At 68.8% G+C, this 15,948-nt stretch carries 17 protein-coding genes and 3 tRNA genes; 7 read left to right on the top strand and 13 right to left on the bottom strand.

Going from position 1 to position 15,948, the window contains the following annotated elements; all coding sequences use genetic code 11:
• Window positions 1–56 precede the first annotated feature (56 nt).
• Complete coding sequence (locus HMPREF0591_RS02420; protein WP_083212199.1) at window positions 57–272, bottom strand: hypothetical protein; 216 nt, start codon at window positions 270–272, stop codon at window positions 57–59.
• A 167-nt stretch (window positions 273–439) separates the two neighbouring features.
• On the opposite strand from HMPREF0591_RS02420, the gene HMPREF0591_RS02415 reads away from it, so the two are divergent.
• Window positions 440–805, top strand: a complete 366-nt coding sequence (locus tag HMPREF0591_RS02415) for a DUF732 domain-containing protein (RefSeq protein ID WP_007166801.1) — start codon at window positions 440–442, stop codon at window positions 803–805.
• Between the two features lie 35 nt (window positions 806–840).
• Here HMPREF0591_RS02415 and wzm read toward each other — a convergent pair whose 3' ends face one another.
• From wzm to HMPREF0591_RS02390, 5 genes are all read right to left on the bottom strand, one after another.
• On the bottom strand, window positions 841–1,671 hold the full coding sequence (gene wzm / locus HMPREF0591_RS02410) for a galactan export ABC transporter permease subunit Wzm/RfbD (RefSeq protein ID WP_007166800.1): 831 nt from the start codon (window positions 1,669–1,671) through the stop codon (window positions 841–843).
• Window positions 1,668–2,690 carry a galactofuranosyltransferase GlfT1 gene (gene glfT1 / locus HMPREF0591_RS02405; RefSeq protein WP_007166799.1) on the bottom strand — a complete coding sequence of 341 codons (1,023 nt, stop codon included), beginning with the start codon at window positions 2,688–2,690 and terminating at the stop codon, window positions 1,668–1,670. Before glfT1 ends, wzm begins: the two co-directional genes overlap by 4 nt.
• Entirely contained in the window at window positions 2,683–3,522 is an 840-nt protein-coding gene (gene wzt, locus HMPREF0591_RS02400; RefSeq protein ID WP_007166798.1) for a galactan export ABC transporter ATP-binding subunit Wzt/RfbE, read from the bottom strand. The genes glfT1 and wzt overlap by 8 nt, the downstream gene beginning before the upstream one ends.
• An 11-nt stretch (window positions 3,523–3,533) precedes the next feature.
• On the bottom strand, window positions 3,534–3,998 hold the full coding sequence (locus HMPREF0591_RS02395) for a bacterial proteasome activator family protein (protein WP_244268824.1): 465 nt from the start codon (window positions 3,996–3,998) through the stop codon (window positions 3,534–3,536).
• Window positions 3,999–4,064: 66 nt separating this feature from the next.
• Window positions 4,065–6,038, bottom strand: coding sequence for a DUF6541 family protein (locus HMPREF0591_RS02390; protein WP_007166796.1), 1,974 nt, complete (start codon window positions 6,036–6,038; stop codon window positions 4,065–4,067).
• A 128-nt stretch (window positions 6,039–6,166) separates the two neighbouring features.
• On the opposite strand from HMPREF0591_RS02390, the gene HMPREF0591_RS02385 reads away from it, so the two are divergent.
• Window positions 6,167–7,363, top strand: coding sequence for a cysteine desulfurase-like protein (locus tag HMPREF0591_RS02385; protein WP_007166795.1), 1,197 nt, complete (start codon window positions 6,167–6,169; stop codon window positions 7,361–7,363).
• A 147-nt stretch (window positions 7,364–7,510) separates the two neighbouring features.
• Here the strand turns inward: HMPREF0591_RS02385 and HMPREF0591_RS02380 are convergent, their stop codons facing one another.
• Window positions 7,511–8,479 (bottom strand): NAD(P)H-quinone oxidoreductase, encoded by a 969-nt coding sequence (locus HMPREF0591_RS02380; protein ID WP_007166794.1) that lies wholly within the window; start codon window positions 8,477–8,479, stop codon window positions 7,511–7,513.
• Window positions 8,480–8,516: 37 nt separating this feature from the next.
• Here HMPREF0591_RS02380 and HMPREF0591_RS02375 point away from each other — a divergent pair.
• Window positions 8,517–8,603: transfer RNA gene (locus tag HMPREF0591_RS02375), tRNA-Ser, on the top strand.
• Window positions 8,604–8,610: 7 nt separating this feature from the next.
• Here the strand turns inward: HMPREF0591_RS02375 and HMPREF0591_RS02370 are convergent.
• The 4 genes from HMPREF0591_RS02370 to HMPREF0591_RS02355 are packed head-to-tail and all read right to left on the bottom strand — an operon-like array spanning window position 8,611 to window position 12,073.
• Window positions 8,611–9,729 carry an Rv2629 family ribosome hibernation factor gene (locus tag HMPREF0591_RS02370; protein ID WP_007166793.1) on the bottom strand — a complete coding sequence of 373 codons (1,119 nt, stop codon included), beginning with the start codon at window positions 9,727–9,729 and terminating at the stop codon, window positions 8,611–8,613.
• Window positions 9,730–9,763: 34 nt separating this feature from the next.
• A complete protein-coding gene (locus HMPREF0591_RS02365) occupies window positions 9,764–9,955 on the bottom strand; it encodes a hypothetical protein (protein ID WP_007166792.1) in 192 nt (63 codons plus the stop codon).
• A gap of 29 nt (window positions 9,956–9,984) precedes the next feature.
• Window positions 9,985–11,223, bottom strand: coding sequence for a lipase LipE (gene lipE, locus HMPREF0591_RS02360; RefSeq protein WP_007166791.1), 1,239 nt, complete (start codon window positions 11,221–11,223; stop codon window positions 9,985–9,987).
• Between the two features lie 25 nt (window positions 11,224–11,248).
• Complete coding sequence (locus HMPREF0591_RS02355; RefSeq protein WP_007166790.1) at window positions 11,249–12,073, bottom strand: crotonase/enoyl-CoA hydratase family protein; 825 nt, start codon at window positions 12,071–12,073, stop codon at window positions 11,249–11,251.
• Window positions 12,074–12,096: 23 nt separating this feature from the next.
• Between HMPREF0591_RS02355 and HMPREF0591_RS02350 the strand changes: the two genes are divergently transcribed.
• Window positions 12,097–12,681 carry a TIGR03086 family metal-binding protein gene (locus HMPREF0591_RS02350; RefSeq protein ID WP_170826171.1) on the top strand — a complete coding sequence of 195 codons (585 nt, stop codon included), beginning with the start codon at window positions 12,097–12,099 and terminating at the stop codon, window positions 12,679–12,681.
• A 93-nt stretch (window positions 12,682–12,774) separates the two neighbouring features.
• On the opposite strand, the gene HMPREF0591_RS02345 is transcribed toward HMPREF0591_RS02350, so the two are convergent.
• Together HMPREF0591_RS02345 and hisC are read right to left on the bottom strand one after the other, a co-directional pair.
• Window positions 12,775–13,248, bottom strand: coding sequence for a DUF4334 domain-containing protein (locus HMPREF0591_RS02345; RefSeq protein WP_007166788.1), 474 nt, complete (start codon window positions 13,246–13,248; stop codon window positions 12,775–12,777).
• Between the two features lie 11 nt (window positions 13,249–13,259).
• Window positions 13,260–14,327, bottom strand: a complete 1,068-nt coding sequence (gene hisC, locus HMPREF0591_RS02340; protein ID WP_007166787.1) for a histidinol-phosphate transaminase — start codon at window positions 14,325–14,327, stop codon at window positions 13,260–13,262.
• 84 nt (window positions 14,328–14,411) lie between these two features.
• Here hisC and HMPREF0591_RS02335 point away from each other — a divergent pair.
• The 3 genes from HMPREF0591_RS02335 to HMPREF0591_RS02325 all read left to right on the top strand — a co-directional run bounded on the left by HMPREF0591_RS02335 (window position 14,412) and on the right by HMPREF0591_RS02325 (window position 15,915).
• Window positions 14,412–14,500: transfer RNA gene (locus HMPREF0591_RS02335), tRNA-Ser, on the top strand.
• A gap of 41 nt (window positions 14,501–14,541) precedes the next feature.
• Window positions 14,542–14,614 (top strand) — tRNA-Arg (locus HMPREF0591_RS02330).
• 113 nt (window positions 14,615–14,727) lie between these two features.
• Window positions 14,728–15,915: an IS481 family transposase gene (locus tag HMPREF0591_RS02325; protein ID WP_007166786.1), complete on the top strand. Its 1,188-nt coding sequence runs from the start codon at window positions 14,728–14,730 to the stop codon at window positions 15,913–15,915.
• The last annotated feature ends 33 nt before the right edge of the window (window positions 15,916–15,948 follow it).

Below are 15,948 nucleotides of genomic sequence, written 5' to 3'. Positions count from 1 at the left end.
ACTCCTTCTCAGGGTTTCGCTGTTGTATCTCGGGCGATCCGGGCCGTCAATTCAGATCAGGCAAGGCCGTGCCAGGGTTCGACGACCACCGTCCGGGTGCCCCTGACTTCGACCACGAGCACCTGGGCGCCCTTCGGCAGGGGGTCGTCGGACCATGCCAGGAAGGCCTCCTTGGCGCCCCGGACGGTGACCAGCACCTCGCCGGCGCCGCGGTCGCCGCGGGTCGCCACGGTCAAGGTTCCTACGCAGCCGATGGCGGAGGCGTCGCTCACGAACGCATACTCCCGCATCGCAAGTGCGCGCGCCGTGTTTCCCCTAAACGGGTGCGGGCATGAGGGTGACGACGTAATTGCGGCTCCCGCGCCTTGATGCGCGATACCCAGACCCGGGCGCCGGTGGCCCGCCCCCCGATGCCTTCCACCGGCCTATGGTTGGTGGTATGAGCGTCGGTCCTCCGAAGTGGTCCGCAGCCCTCCTGGCCCTGCCGTCCGCCACCGCGCTAGTTTTCGCGGCGCCCGCGGCGGCGGACCCGGCCGACGACGCGTTCCTGTCGGGTCTTGCGGACAACGGGATCGTCATCAACGACCCCGACACCGCGATCTCGATGGCACACACGGTCTGCGCCGGATTCGACAGCAATCAGCCGGCGAGCCTACTCGCGATGAAGGCGATGAGGAACACCAACCTGACGCCGAAACAGGCCGGCTTCTTCGTCGGCCTCTCGGTGTCCGCCTACTGCCCGCAGTACAAGGGACAGGCCGGCGGCACCCTGAATTGGCTGCACATGCCGCCGCCGAACATGTGAGCGGTTAGCTCGATTGCCGGGCTCCGCACGCCGCGCTAGACCCAGTACGGAACCCGGGCGCGGTATTGCCGCATCGCGAACGCCGCCAGCACCCAGCCGACGGCGGTCAGCGCCCCCACCACGGCCCAGTGCCGCAACTCCTGGTGGGCGCCCAGCAGCGGGGCGCGGACGATGTCGAGATAGTGCAGCAGCGGATTCAATTCGACGATGCGCGACCAGCGTCCCGCCCCCTGCGCCCGCAACGTGTCGTCGTTCCAGATGATCGGTGTCATGAAGAACAGCAACTGCACGACCGAGAACAGCAGCGGGCCGATGTCGCGGTAGCGCGTCGCCAGGATGCCGAAACACAGTGACACCCATATGCAATTGAGCACGATCAGCGCCAGCGCCGGGATCACCGAGAGGTCCGCCCACGACCACGGCTTCGGATAGATCATCGCGATCACGACGTAGATGACGATGTTGTGCGCGAACAGGATCATCTGCCGCCACACCAGCCGGTAGACGTGCACCGACAGCGGCGTCGGCAACTGCTTGATCAGTCCCTCGTTGGCGACGAAGACGTCGGCGCCCTCCAGGATCGCCGCGTTGATGAGGTTCCACACGATGAGTCCGAGCGTGACGTACGGCAGGTGCACGGACAGCTCGAGGTGAAAGAGCTTGGAGTACAAGCCGCCCATGGCGACGGCGGTGGTGCCGGTCGCGATGGTGATCCAGAACGGCCCGAGCACCGAGCGGCGGTAACGCTGCTTGATGTCCTGCCAGCCCAGGTGCAGCCACAGCTCATGGCGGCGGAAACCGGCGACCAGGTCGCCGCGGGCGCGGGTGAAGGTCCGCGACTGGGCCGCGGCGTCCAAAAACGTCATGCCGATCCTCCCGGGTCCGATGGTGGCGACCCGCTTCGCCCCGCTTGGACTGTTCGCGACGACCCGCTTCGCCCGGCTACGCCGCGCTTGCGATCGCCGCGGCCGCGCTCGCGATCGCCGCTTCGCCCGAATTGCTCGCGGCGGCCCAAGCGGCGCAACCGAATCCACTCGGCCAGGCCTTTCGGGTCGCGCCGCGTGATCAGGAAGTACCAGCCGAACCGCAGCCACTCCTGCAGCAGCAACTTGCGCAGGCCGGGCTGGGACAACAGGTAGCCGCGGTTGCGGTAGGTGTAGAACCGCTTGGCGGGGTCATCGGGGTACTGGGTGTGCATGCGGCCGCCCAGGATCGGCCGGAATTCCGCGGACCCGCACGGGTGCAGGTAGATCGCGTCCAGGCAGGTGCCGAACGGCAAGCCCGACCGCACCAGCCGCCGATGCATCTCGACCTCGTCGCCGCGGATGAACAGCCGCAAGTCGGGGACGCCGATCGCCTCCAGCGTGGCCGCCCGGAACAACGCGCCGTTGAACAGCGACGCGATCCCGGGCAGCAGGTCCTGCCCCGCCTCGGTGCGCAATTCGCTTGCGCGCCTGCGCCATACCAACCCGCGGCGCAGCGGAAACGCTAGCCGCTGCGGGTCGTCCATATTGCACACCATCGGCGACACCTCGGCCAGCGCGTGCTTCTCGGCGCACGCCAGCAGGGTGGCCAGCACGTGCGAGTCCTGCGGGCGCCCGTCGTCGTCGGCCAGCCAGACCCAGTCGGCGCCGCGGGCCAGCGCGTGCAACATGCCGAGCGCGAAACCGCCTGCGCCGCCGAGGTTTCGGCGGGAAGCCAGATAGGTGGTCGGGATCGGCTGGCCGGCCACCAGGTCCGAGACCCGGCCGTCGCCGGGGCCGTCGTTGTCCACGACGATCAGGTGGTCGGGTAGCCGGGTCTGGCTGCTCAGGGTGCCCAGCGACTTGGCCAGCTCGTCGGGGCGCCGGTGGGTGACGACGACGGCGAAGACGGATTCACTCATCCACGGATGCTCTTCGGGCCAGCGGCTGGTCGGCGTCCGCCAGGGAGCGCGTCTCGGCCAGCACCTCGCGCACGTGCCGGGCCGCGTCCTCGCCCTCGTAGGCGCGCACCACGTCTTCGATGCCGCCCGCCATGCGGATCACGCCGTGGTCGATCCACATCGCGGTCTTGCACAGCCGGGCGAGGAACTCGTTGGAATGGCTGGCGAACACCAGGATTCCGGACCGCTCCACCAGGCTCTGCAGCCGGGACTGCGCCTTCTTCATGAAGTCGGCGTCGACCGCGCCCAGGCCTTCGTCGAGCAGCAGGATCTCGGGGTCGATGCTGGTGACCACGCCCATCGCCAGCCGCACCCGCATCCCGGTGGAGTAGGTGCGCAGCGGCATCGACAGGTAGTCGCCCAGCTCGGTGAACTCGGCGATCTCGTCCACCTTGGCCATCATCTGTTTCCGGGTCTGCCCCAGGAACAGCCCGCGGATGATGATGTTCTCGTAACCGGAGATCTCCGGGTCCATCCCGACCCCCAGGTCGAAGATGGGCGCGACCCGGCCGGTGACCTGCGCCCAGCCGCGGGTCGGTTCGTAGATGCCCGAAAGCAGCCGCAGCAGAGTCGACTTCCCGGCGCCATTGTGGCCGACCAGGCCGACGCGGTCGCCCAGCTCGAGGGACATGGTGATGTCGCGCAGCGCCTCGACGACAACCACGTTGGAGCTGTTGCGGCCGATCGTGCCGCCCGCCTTGCCCAGGAAGGCTTTCTTCAGCGAGCGCGACTTGGCGTCGAAAATGGGAAATTCCACCCACGCGTTGTGCGTCTCGATGTGAGGACCCGCCACCGTGCTTCGCTTTACAGGTACTGACCGTGCCCGGATCCGGTGCCCGGCTTGCCGACACCGGGGGGCAGCGCGCCCTGGCGCATGTTCTCCAGCTGCGCGCGGGCGGCCATCTGCTGGGCGAACAGCGCGGTCTGGATGCCGTGGAACAGCCCCTCCAGCCAGCCGACCAGCTGGGCCTGGGCGATCCGCAATTCGGCGTCGGACGGGGCCGAGTCCTCGTTGAACGGCAGGGTGAGGCGGTCGAGCTCTTCGCGGAGCTCGGGCGCAAGGCCCTCCTCGAGCTCGCGGATGCTGGTCGCGTGGATCTCGCGCAGGCGGTTGCGGCTGGCCTCGTCGAGCGGTGCGGCGCGCACCTCCTCGAGGAGTTGCTTGATCATCGTCCCGATGCGCATCACCTTGGCGGGCTGCTCAACCAGATCGGTCAGGGAGCGCTCGTCGGAGTCGTCCTCCGCCACCGCCGTGGTCCGCGGGTCCATGCCGCCGATGATCTCGATGTCATCATCGTCGTTGCGGGTACTCAATCCATCACCATCCTTCGCGGACTAAGAGTGCGGCGCCGCACCGCTTCCGCGCCATTCGTAGATTCGGGCTCCACCGTTGTCGTAGATCAGCGCCCACGACTTCGATTTATCCAGTGACACTAGTCCGTCGGGTACGGCGAAGCCCCGGACCGTCGGCGTGCTGGTGTAGATGTACCGGATATTGAGCGCTTTAATCGCCTCGACCACCCGCGGATCGGAGTCGCCCTTGCGGGCGTAGGCCCAGAAGACGAACCGGTTGGGGCCGGGGCCCATCTGCTGCGGGTAGTCGTAATGGGTCCACAGCGGGTGCAGGTCGGCGACGGCGTACATCCACGCGGTGCCGTCGGTGTTGGCGTTGCCGATCACGGTGTCGCGGGCGCCGGGCAGCGTGGCCAGGTAGGCCATGGCCATCAGGTCGCGCTGGTCGATCATCACCGAGTCGTACTTGTCGCCGAACAGGACCAGGTGCCGATAGAAGTAGTGGCGCGCGGCGAACACCGTCGTCGCCACCAGCAGGACGGCCGTGGCCGCCGCCCACACCGGCGCCGGCTGGGGTCTGAACCGGCCGGCGACGCGTTTGGCGCCGGCCACCACCGCCATGACGATCACGAACAATGCGACGCCGGCCATCGGTTCCAGCAGCAGGGTGATGGCCGCCGAGATCCGGCGCGGGTCCTTGTAGAAGAACTCCCCGAACGCGCCGGCCAGCGCGCCGAACCGGCCGCCGAGCGGCGTTCCCGCGTCGACCTCGACCGCCACCAGCAACAGCCAGACCGCCAGCGGCCACCAGATCTTCTTGTAGGCGAAGATGACGCCGCCGAGGATGGCCAGCGCCATGAGGCCGTACTGGTAGGGGAAGTCGTTGAGATGCCGCGAGTGCTGGAAGATGGCGTCGTAGAGGCCCCGCTTCATGCTGAGGCGGGTGAGGAACGAGTGCCCGGCGATGATGTCTTCCTGCTGACGGACGCTGATGAACTGCGGCAACAGGATCAGCCCGGTGGCGATCGCCACGCCCGCGAGCGTCGCGGCGTCGGCGAGCCTGCCGCGCACCGGACGCCACACCACGTCCAGCAACCACCACCCGACGGCGAACAGGACGACGATGAACCCGCCGGTCAGGTGGACCGACATCACCCCGACGAAGGCCAGCACCGCCACCGGGATGCGGTCGCGGTGCCGCAGCGCCGAGGCGATCAGCACGAACGTCGGGACGGCGACCCCGTAGGCCGCCAGGTTGGGCATGGCGGCGACGCCGAACTCGACGTAGGGCAGGGCGGTGAACGACGCCGACAGCGCGGCGGCGGTGGCGGCCGCCCCGGCGGTGCGCCATTCGCACCAGTGCGGCCGCAGCAGCCGCCAGGTCAGCATCGCCGCGCTGGTCGGGAAAAGCCAGACCGAGGCCGCCACCGAGCACAACGTGTAGCCGGTGGTCGGCGCCGCGCCGGTGAGCTGGCAGAACACCGCCACCCACGCGTGGAACACCGACGGGTAGTACAGCGTCTGGTGCGTCTCGACGTTGCGCAGCTCGCCCATGTGGGTGGACGACGCCTGCCCGGTGTCGAGGATGAACCGCACCTCGTTGGCGTGCCAGACGGCGTCCCAGGTGCTGGGGATGGTCTGCCAATGGGCGGCCAGACCGCGGTAGGCCGCCCACATGATCAGCAGGGACCCGACCAGCACCCCGACCGCGACCGTCGCCGCGGGCCAGCCGCCGATCCCGCGGGCCTCCGCCCCGGTGTCGCGGTAGCGGCCGAGCGCCAGCTGCAGGACGGTCATCACCAGGCACACCGTGGCCAGCGTGGCCAGCGCGGTCCAGCCGTTCCAGGGGATTCCGACGGCGCCGAACGGGATGATCGCCAGCGCGATCGCGCCGTAGGTCAGCGCCGGGCCCACGGCGACGGCGATGGGCCAACTCAGCTGACTGATTCGCGCGATGATCGCCCCGGGCGCTATCAGCAAGAACAACGCGATCAGCGTTCCGAACCAGAGGCCCACTGGACTAGTATGGCTGGCCGGGTGTCCTGCCCTCGGGAAGCCACCGGTCGGCTGGAAAGTCTCGAGCGCCTCCGGGCACCGCAACCGTCACAGTCTCGCGGAAATGCGCAAGCTCTAAGGTGGCTGGCATGGTTTACGACGTCGCCCGGGTGCGCGGACTGCATCCGTCGCTGGGTGACGGGTGGGTGCACTTCGACGCGCCGGCCGGGATGCTCATCCCGGATTCCGTCGCGACCACCGTTTCGACGGCCTTCCGCAGGTCCAGCGCCACCGCGGTGGGCGCGCATCCGTCCGCCCAGCGCAGCGCCGCCATTCTGGACGCGGCCCGGGCGGCGGTGGCCGACCTGTTCAATGTGGACCCGGCGGGCGTGGTCCTCGGCGCCGACCGCGCGATCCTGTTGTCGGCGCTGGCCGAGGCGTCGTCCTCGCGCGCGGGCCTGGGCTACGAGGTGATCGTCAGCCGCCTGGACGACGAGGCGAACATCGCCCCGTGGCTGCGGGCGGCGCACCGCTACGGCGCCAAGGTCAAGTGGGCCGAGATCGACATCGAGACCGGTGAGCTGCCGACCTGGCAGTGGGAGGGCCTGATCGGAAAGTCGACCAGGCTGGTGGCCGTCGCCTCGGCGTCCGCCGCGCTGGGCACGGTCACCGACCTGCGGGCGATGACGAAGCTGGTGCACGACGTCGGCGGGCTGGTGGTGGTCGACCATTCCGCCGCGGCGCCCTACCGGTTGCTCGACGTCAAGGAGACCGACGCCGACGTGGTGGCGGTGAACGCCCTGGCGTGGGGCGGCCCGCCGATCGGCGCGGTGGTGTTCCGCGACCCGGCGCTGCTCAATTCGTTCGGCTCCATCTCGACGGACCCCAAGGCGACCGGCGCCGCGCGTCTCGAGATCGGCGCGCACCAGTTCGGCCTGCTGGCCGGGGTGGTCGCCAGCGTGGAGTATCTGGCGGCGCTCGACGAGTCCGCGCGCGGCAGCCGCCGCGAACGCCTGGCGGTGTCGATGCAGTCGGCCACGTCGTATCTGAACCGGGTCTTCGATTACCTGATGGTGTCGTTGCGGTCGCTGCCGTTGGTCATGGTGATCGGCCGCCCCGAGGTGCGCATCCCGGTGGTCACCTTCGCCCTCAACGGCGTGCCCGCCGAACGGGTGGTGCAGCGGTTGGCCGACAACGGGGTGCTGGCCGTCACCAACGAGAACTCCCGCGCCCTGGACGTGCTGGGCGTCAACGACGTCGGCGGCGCGGTGACCGTCGGGCTGGCGCATTACTCGACGACAGCCGAGGTGGACCAGCTGGTGCGCGCGCTGGCGTCCCTGGGCTAGCCTCTCTTCGCGCGAGGGCTCGAGAGTGCAGCCATGGCTTCCGGTGTGCGCTCACGGCGCGGATGCCGCGAAAATGCCGCCCGCACAGCACGCTCGAAGCCCTCAGCGCACACCCGACGGGCCGGCCTCGATAGCGCGGCGGGCCGGTTAGACCGTCAGCACGACCTTGCCGGTGACCTTGCTCGACGTCAGCTGCTGATGCGCCTCGCCGGCCCGCTGGATGGGCAGGCGGGCGCCGATGATCGGGCGGACGCGGCCCTCGGCGATCAGCGGCCACACCGAGCCGATCACCGCCTGCACGATCTCGGTCTTGCTGTTGGGCCCGGTGACCGGGCGGGCACGCAGCGTGGTGCCGATGACCCGCGCCCGCTTGCCCAGCAGCTTGGCGATGTTGAGCTCGCCCTTGATGCCGCCCTGCATGCCGATGATGACCAGCTGCCCGTCGGTGGCCAGGGCGTCGATATTGCGGTCCAGGTAGGCGGCGCCCATGATGTCGAGGATCACGTCGGCCCCGCCGTTTTGCCGGAGCCGCTCGACGAAGTCCTCGTCGCGGTAGTTGATCGTGATCTCGGCGCCCAGCTCGCGGCAGAATTCGAGCTTCTCCGCCGAGCCGGCGGTGACGGCCACCCGGACGCCGAGGGCCCGCGCGACCTGGATCGCGTGGCTTCCGATGCCGCTGGCCCCGCCGTGCACCAGCAGCAACTGGCCCTTGCCGAGGTGGGCGGTCATCACCAGGTTCGACCACACCGTGCACGCCACCTCCGGCAGCCCGGCCGCGTCGACGAGGTCCACCCGAGCGGGAATCGGCAGCACCTGGCCGGCGGGGACGGCGACGTATTCGGCGTAGCCGCCGCCGGCCAGCAGCGCGCAAACCTGTTGTCCGGCCGACCAATCCGTGACGCCCGCACCGGTTTCGGCGACGACGCCGGACACCTCCATGCCGATGATCTCGCTGGCGCCCGGCGGGGGCGGGTACTTGCCGGCGGCCTGCAGCAGGTCGGCGCGGTTCACACCGGCGGCGGCGACCTTGATCAGCACCTCGCCGGGCCCGGCGGACACGTCGGGAACGTCTTGCCAGGAAAGCTGATCGGGGGATTCGGCGACGATGGCGCGCATGGCAGCCACGCTACCGACCACCGCTACCCTTAGCAGCGGTGGCGTGGCAGAGCGGCCTAATGCACTCGCCTTGAAAGCGAGAGACGGCTAACACCGTCCGGGGGTTCAAATCCCTCCGCCACCGCTGGTGTTCAGTCGACGGGCTGGTGCAGCGTCGGCGCGTAGCGAAGCAACGCGCCGACCCCGTCGGCCGGGGCGATCCGCTCGTCGGTGCGCACCAGCGCCGCCCCGACGGAAATCGCGAACAGCGGCAGGGCCTCGTCGGCGCGCAGCGTCTTGGCGGGCGCCGCGCCCTGTTCCGACAGCACGTTCTCGTTGGGCGCGACCGTCGTCAAACCCTCGTCTGACACCACCGTGGCGTCGCCGACGTCGCCGACGATCAACGTGTCGACGGCTCCCTGGCGCAGGGCCGAGCACACCGCGTCGAGCCCCTCGGCGGCCAGCCCGGATTGCCGCCCCACCTCGGCGGTGAATCGGGCGGCGGCGTCGTCGATCACCTTCAACCGGCGCTTGACGAATTCGGCTTCGATGCCCCGCTGAACCTCCTCGTCGTCGTGACCGCTGTGCCGCGCGCCCACCTGCAGCTGAATTACCCGGTCGCGCAGGCGATCCGGCAGGGCGGACAACAGATCCGAGCGCGAGCGCACCTCGCCGACGACGAAGATCACCTCGATGGACTTGTCGTCGACGAGTTCACCGGTCCGGTCGGCCACGGCGCGCATGTTCTTGCGCGCGGCTTCTTCGGTGCGCAGTTGCGGGTCGCCGTATCCGGCGGTCTCGGCCCCCGCGGCCTTGTGCACGGGGTAGCCGCCGCCGTCGACGGTTTCCGTCCGCAGGGCGCCGTTGACGTGCGTGGTGATGTCGGCGCCGGTGTGGTCGACCACGGCCAGCAGATAGTCGGGGTAGTCGAAGCCGAGCTCGACGATCGGGAGGACGAACGGCAATTCCGACACGCGGACCACCGTCTCGGCCGTGGGCCGGGTGAGGTGCTCGTTGAGCAGCACACGCTCGGCGCTGGCCACGATGCCGCGGCCGCTGCGACCGATCGGGGGCCGCAAATCCAGCACGGCGCGCCCGATTTCGTCGGTCACCGCCGCGGCGGCGCCCCGGCTTTCCAGCTCTTCCTTGAGCGCCCGCCACTTGAGCTCGAGCTGGGCTTCGGCGTCGTGGGTGTCGTGCGAGTCGTCGAAGTAGACCGACGCGAATGGCGCGGGGGCCTCTAGCAGCTTGCGGAAGCGTTCAGAGTCCATGCCTTTGGGTGCCCGGCGAGCCGGGACGCAAACACTAGTAGCTGCGATCGCCTTCGCTGTTGTCGAAGAAGCGCCATTCGCCGTCGGCTTCGACCTCCATGCGCCAGCCCAGTTCGCTGCCTTCGACCGCCTCGTCGGCGAACCACGCGTGCGCCTTGTCGGCGCTGTCGATCTCCTTGGTCGCGACGACGTCGCCCTTGGGGTTGAGCACTCGGTAGGTAGCCATGCGGGCAGTGTTCCCACCGCTGGGCACCCTCAACCCGCGGGAATCTCCGCGGTGATCTTGTCCAGCAGGGCGGTGTAGCGCTTGGCTTCCGGGTCGCGCCCGGGTTTGCCGCTGCTGACCACGCCGGCCGCCAGTCCGCGCGCCGGGTCGGCCCAGATGGCGATGTTGACCAGGCCGAGGTTGCCGAACGCGTGCGGCGCGTGGCGCCCGAACGGCCCCCACCGGTCCGTCCCGAGGATGAAACCGGTGCCCCACCGGGCCGGTTGCAGCCCGACCGCGAAATCCGGCCGCAGCCGGCGGCATTGCTTGACCGCGCCGTACATCGTCTCCGGGCTGACCACCCGCACGCCGTCGAGAGTGCCTCCGCGACGCCAGATTTCGGCGAACCGCGACATCTCGTGCGCGGTCGAGACCGTGTTGGACGACGGGATGATCGTGGTGAGAAACATCGGCGTGTTGGTGTAGGGGATCATCTCGTGCACGGTCCCGCCGATCGCCTTGCGGAAGATCTGGGCGACGACGGGCGGCAGCGGACGACCGGTCGCATGGCTGGGCGCGACCAGGGGCACGTCCCCCTTGGCGACGCCGAAGTTGGTCCAGCGGAAGCCGAGCGGGTCGAGGATCTCGGTGGCCAGGATTTCGCGAATCTCCTTGCCGGTAGCCGCGTAAACGATTTCACGGACCAGCGGACCCCAGGTCAGCGCGTGGTACATGTGAATCAGCCCGGGGCGGTAGAGCGGCCGCAATTCGCCGAGCTTCTGCTGCGCGTATTCGTGATCGTCGGCGCGGGTGACGTCCGGGCGCGGTCCGGTGGGAAAGGGCAGCCCGGCGCTGTGCGTCATCACGTGGCGGATGGTGATCCGATCCTTGCCGTGGCTGGTGAACGTGGGGATGTAGTCGCAGACGCGGTCATCCAGGGAGAAGACACCGCGCTCGACGAGCATGTGCACCACAGTCGCCGCGATGCCCTTGGCCGCCGAGTAGACGCAGAACGGCGTGTCCGGGGTGACGGGGATCTTCTCGGCGTCGGGCGGGTCGCTCGGGGCGTTGCCCCAGCCGTGGCCGATGGCCCGGTTGAGGACGACGCGCCCGTTTCGGCGGAGGCACAGCTGGATCGCCGGGTGGAAGCCCGCCCCGTACCAGTGCCGGGCGGCGTCCCAGATCCGGTCGACGGCGGCGCTGTCGATCTCGGAGTGGTCTTCCTCGCCGATCGTGGTCACGGCGTCCAAGTCGGTCGGGAGGCGGATCTTGCCGTCGGGTGTCGTCACCTCAGCGAGGGTACGTGGCGCCGGATCACTCCCCGGTGAACTGCGGCGGGCGCTTCTCGAACGTCGCCGCGATGCCCTCGGTCAGGTCCTTCGACGGCAGGAAGGCGGCGTTCCAGGCGGCGACGTAGCGCAGGCTTTCCGAGACCGCGGCGACGCGCTGCTGGTCGAGGACGTCCTTGATGCCGTGCACGGCCAGCGGCGGGTTGGCGGCGATCTCGGCCGCGGTGGCGTGCGCGGCCGCCAGCGTGGCGTCGGCGTCGGCGTAGACGTCGTTGACCAGGCCGATCTTCTCGGCCCGGGCCGCGTCGATGTCCTTGCCGGTCAGCGCCAGTTCACGCAGGTGTCCGTCGCTGAGGATGTACGGCAGGCGGGCCAGGCTGCCGACGTCGGCGACGATGGCCAGTTTGACCTCGCGCACCGAAAACTTCGCGTCGGCGCTCGCGTAGCGGATGTCGACCGCGGAGATCAGGTCGACACCGCCACCGATGCACCAGCCGTGCACGGACGCGATGGTCGGCGTGCGGCAGTCCGCGACCGCGGTGATCGCGCCCTGCATGCGCTTGACCTCGCGGTGGAACACCGCGCGGGGACCGGCCAGCGCGTCGCCGGCCAGCAGGGGGGTGAACGAGCCGCCCATCGCGGGCACGTCCAGGCCGTAGCTGAAGTTCTTGCCCGAACCGGTCAGCACGATGGCACGCACCTCGGGGTCGGCGTCGAGGGCCGCGAAAAGCTCCGGCATCTCCGACCAGAACGCCGGGCCCATCGCGTTGCCCTTGCCCGGCCCGATCAGCGTCACCTGCGCGACGTGATCTTTCGTCTCCACCGTGACGGATTCGTATGCTTGCGCCATATCGAGACCGTAGCGTGGCAAACATGGCTCCTGACTTGCGGCCCGGCCCGCACTCCCCGCCCACCGACGAACTGCACAGCGCCGAGGACACGCTCGGGGTGTTGCAGCGGGTGCTGCACCCGATCGCGGCCGACGACCTGTCCCGGCCGACGCCGTGCGCGGAGTTCGACGTCGCGCAGTTGACCGATCACCTGCTGAAGTCGATCACGGCGCTGGGCGGCATGGTGGGCGCACAGATCCCCGAGCGCGACGCGGGCGACTCGGTGGAAGCGCAGGTGGTCACCGCGGCCCGGCCCGCGTTGGACGCCTGGCATCGGCACGGCCTGGACGGGTCGGTGCCGTTCGGCAAGGGGGAGATGCCCGCGAAGGGCGCGTGCGCCGTTTTGTCGATCGAATTCCTGGTCCACGCCTGGGATTACGCCACCGCCGTGGGGCACGAGATCAACGCGCCCGTGCCGCTGTCCGAGTATGTGCTGGGGTTGGCCCGGCAGGTCATCAGACCCGAGTTCCGCGGCGGCGCCGGATTCGCAGACCCGGTCGACGTGCCCGAGGACGCCGGCGCGCTCGAGCAGCTGGTCGCGTTCAGCGGTCGCAACCCGGCCCGCTAGCTACCGTCTAGCAGCCTTCGCCGAGCGTGTTCTCAGGGCGAGAATCCTTGCGGATTTTCGCCGTCACGTCACGCTCGGCGACAGCGGAGCGCCCTACACCCGCTCGAGGTAGAAGTAGTAGTACCGGCCCACCCCACTGGAGAAGTCCCGGACGCCCTTGCCGTTCATGATGCCCATCACGGCGTCGTCGTCGATCTTCTTGAAGTGGTCGTGCACCGGCTGGCCGTCGTAGACCATCGTCGCGGTGACCTCCCCGCGGAACTCCTCGAGCCACAGGCTGGCCTCGCCCTTACCCAACTCCTTGTTGGAGAACTTGTTGCCGTTGGCGTCGAGGCAGACCAAGGGCTGGACGTCGCGGGCCGAGGAGAACGTCTTGCCGAACCAGCCGGCCTGCTCCAGCTGACCGTTCATCCGGTGGCCGGTGCGGAACTCGCCGCCCTGCCACTCGCCGAGCATCCCCTCGATGGTCGCGGGCTCGAGGCTGCTCCAGAAATCGTCGAGCTCGGCATCGGGGATCTCCCCGCCGCGCTCCTTGAACTCGGTGAACCGTTTGCGCGCCAAGTCCAACGGAGTGCTCCTTACGGTTCGGTGCGGGAAATCCAATCGCGGGCGAAGTGCAACAGGGCGTCATTCTCCTCCACCGCACCGATGGTGATGCGCACCCCCTCGCCGGCGAACGGTCGCACCACCAGCCGCGCGTCGGCGGCCTGCTCGGTGAAGTCCGTCGTGCGGGCGCCCAGCGGCAGCCAGATGAAGTTCGCCTGCGACGGCGGCAGGGTGAACCCGGCGTCGCGCAGCCCGGCGCTGACGCGGGCGCGCTCGGCGACCAGGGCGTCGGTGCGGGCCATCAACTCGTCGGACGCCTCCAGCGACGCGATGGCGGCCGCCTGGGCGACGTTCGTCACGGCGAACGGCATGACCACCTTGTCCAGGGCGGTGATCAGCTCCGGGTGGCCGACCCCGTAACCGACCCGCAAGCCCGCCAGCCCGTAGGCCTTCGAAAACGTCCGCAGCACAACGACGTTGCTGCGGGACAGCGCCAGCTCCAGGCTGTTGGGCAGCATGCCGTCGCGAACGAATTCGACGTAAGCCTCGTCGATGGCGATCAGGATCTCCGGCGGCACCGCGTCGACGAACCGGGCCAGGGCTTCCGGCTCGACCACCGTCGACGTCGGATTGTTCGGGTTGCAGACGAAGATCAGCCGGGTGCGGTCGGTGATCGCGGCGAGCATGGCGTCCAGGTCGTGCGTGTGGTCGGTCAACGGCACTTTGACCGCGGTCGCGCCCGACACCTGGACGATCGGCAGGTAGCACTCGAAGCTGCGCCAGCCCATCATCACCTCGTCGCCGGCGGCCGAGGTGATCTGCACCAGCTGCTGACACAGGGTGACCGACCCGCTGCCGACCGCGATGTGCTCGGGGGCGACGTCGGAACCCAGGTGCATCGCCAGCGCCGCCTTGAGGTCCACGCTGGCGTTGTCCGGGTAGCGGTTGACGACGGCGACCGCGCGCTCGATCGCGGCGACCACGCTGGGCAGCGGGCCGTGCACCGTCTCGTTGCTGGCCAGTTTGATCGAGCCCGGCACGTTCTTGCCGGGCACATACACTGGCAGTCCGGCCAGTTCGGGACGCAGGCGTGCGGTCACTTCGACAGTTTATGTCGCGGATGTGTACGCTATGGCCGGTTCCGCGAGACCGGAAAGGGGTCGGGTACCCTCGAACAGTCCAAGGGAGGCGTGCCAGAGCGGCCGAATGGGGCTCACTGCTAATGAGTTGTCCCCCTCAAAGGGGACCGGAGGTTCAAATCCTCTCGCCTCCGCTGGGTCCTGGCGGAACACCACGCAAGACAACTGAACACGGGCGCCCGTAGCTCAACGGATAGAGCATCTGACTACGGATCAGAAGGTTAGGGGTTCGAATCCCTTCGGGCGCGCTTCCGAGCTGTATGACCTCGGCTGATGGGTGACATTTTGTCTTCGGCTGATGGGTGACAGTGTTTCGGCTGATGCGTGACACCTACTTCGGCTGATCCGTGACACTCCCGGAATGAGGGAGTTGAGCGTGGCTGAGCAGAGGTATCAGGCTGTGATGGCGGTGATCGGCGACGGGTTGACGGTGTCGCAAGCCGCCGACAAGACCGGGGTGGCGCGTCAGACGTTGCACCGGTGGCTGGCGCGTTATGAGGCCCAGGGCCTGGACGGGTTGGTGGATCGGTCGCACCGGCCGGTGAGCTGTCCGCATCAAATGCCTGCCGAGGTGGAGGCCGCGGTGGTCGAGCTGCGGCGGTCGCGGCCGTATTGGGGGCCGCGGCGGCTGGTGTTCGAACTGGCAAAGCGTCGAGTGTCTCCGGTGCCCTCGGAGTCGGCGGTGTATCGGGCCCTGCTGAGGGCGGGGATGATCGACCCGGCGCTGCGGGATCGCCGCTCGCGCAAGTGGAAACGCTGGGAGCGTGGCGCCCCGATGGAGTTGTGGCAGATGGATGTCGTCGGTGGGTTCCCGCTGGCTGATGGCACTTCGGCGAAAGCGTTGACCGGCATCGATGACCACTCGCGGATGTGCGTGTGCGCGCGGTTGATGGCCGCCGAACGCACCCGCGCGGTCTGTGAGGGACTGCGTGCTGCGCTGGCCGCCTACGGTGCGCCTGAGCAGATCTTGACTGATAACGGCAAGGTGTTCACCGGCCGGTTCAACCATCCGCCTGTGGAGGTGCTCTTTGATGCGATCTGCCGCGAAAACGGCATCGAGCACCTGCTGACCCAACCCCGCTCTCCGACGACGACGGGCAAGATTGAACGTTTCCACCGCAGTCTGCGTGCGGAGTTCCTCAGCGATACAGCACCTTTCGCAAATCTGAAGACGGCACAACGAGCCCTCGACGAGTGGGTTGAGGACTACAACACCGCACGCCCGCACCAGTCACTGAAGATGGCAACCCCGGCCGAACGTTTCGGCGGGCGCACACCGACATCCTCACTGTCGACCTCGACAAACACGCTGACCGATCGCAGCGGTGATGACTGGGTCAGCCGCCGGGTATGCGCCAACGGCATCGTGTGCGTGTCCTGGCAACAAGTCAGCATCGGCCGCCACTACGCCGGCGCCCGCTGCGATGTCCATGTCGATGGTGATCTGCTGCGGTTCTGGATCGGCGACGATCTGGTCAAAACCGCCGCCCGCACCAGCCGCGGTCAGGTACGAAACAAACGGGCCCTGCGCACCAGCGCAGGCGCCTAAACACACAACATGAGTGTCAAGGATCAACCGACA

The sequence above is a fragment of the Mycobacterium parascrofulaceum ATCC BAA-614 genome, assembly GCF_000164135.1.
GTDB classification, from domain to species: Bacteria; Actinomycetota; Actinomycetes; order Mycobacteriales; family Mycobacteriaceae; genus Mycobacterium; species Mycobacterium parascrofulaceum.
This window is presented reverse-complemented; position numbering and strand designations above follow the sequence as displayed.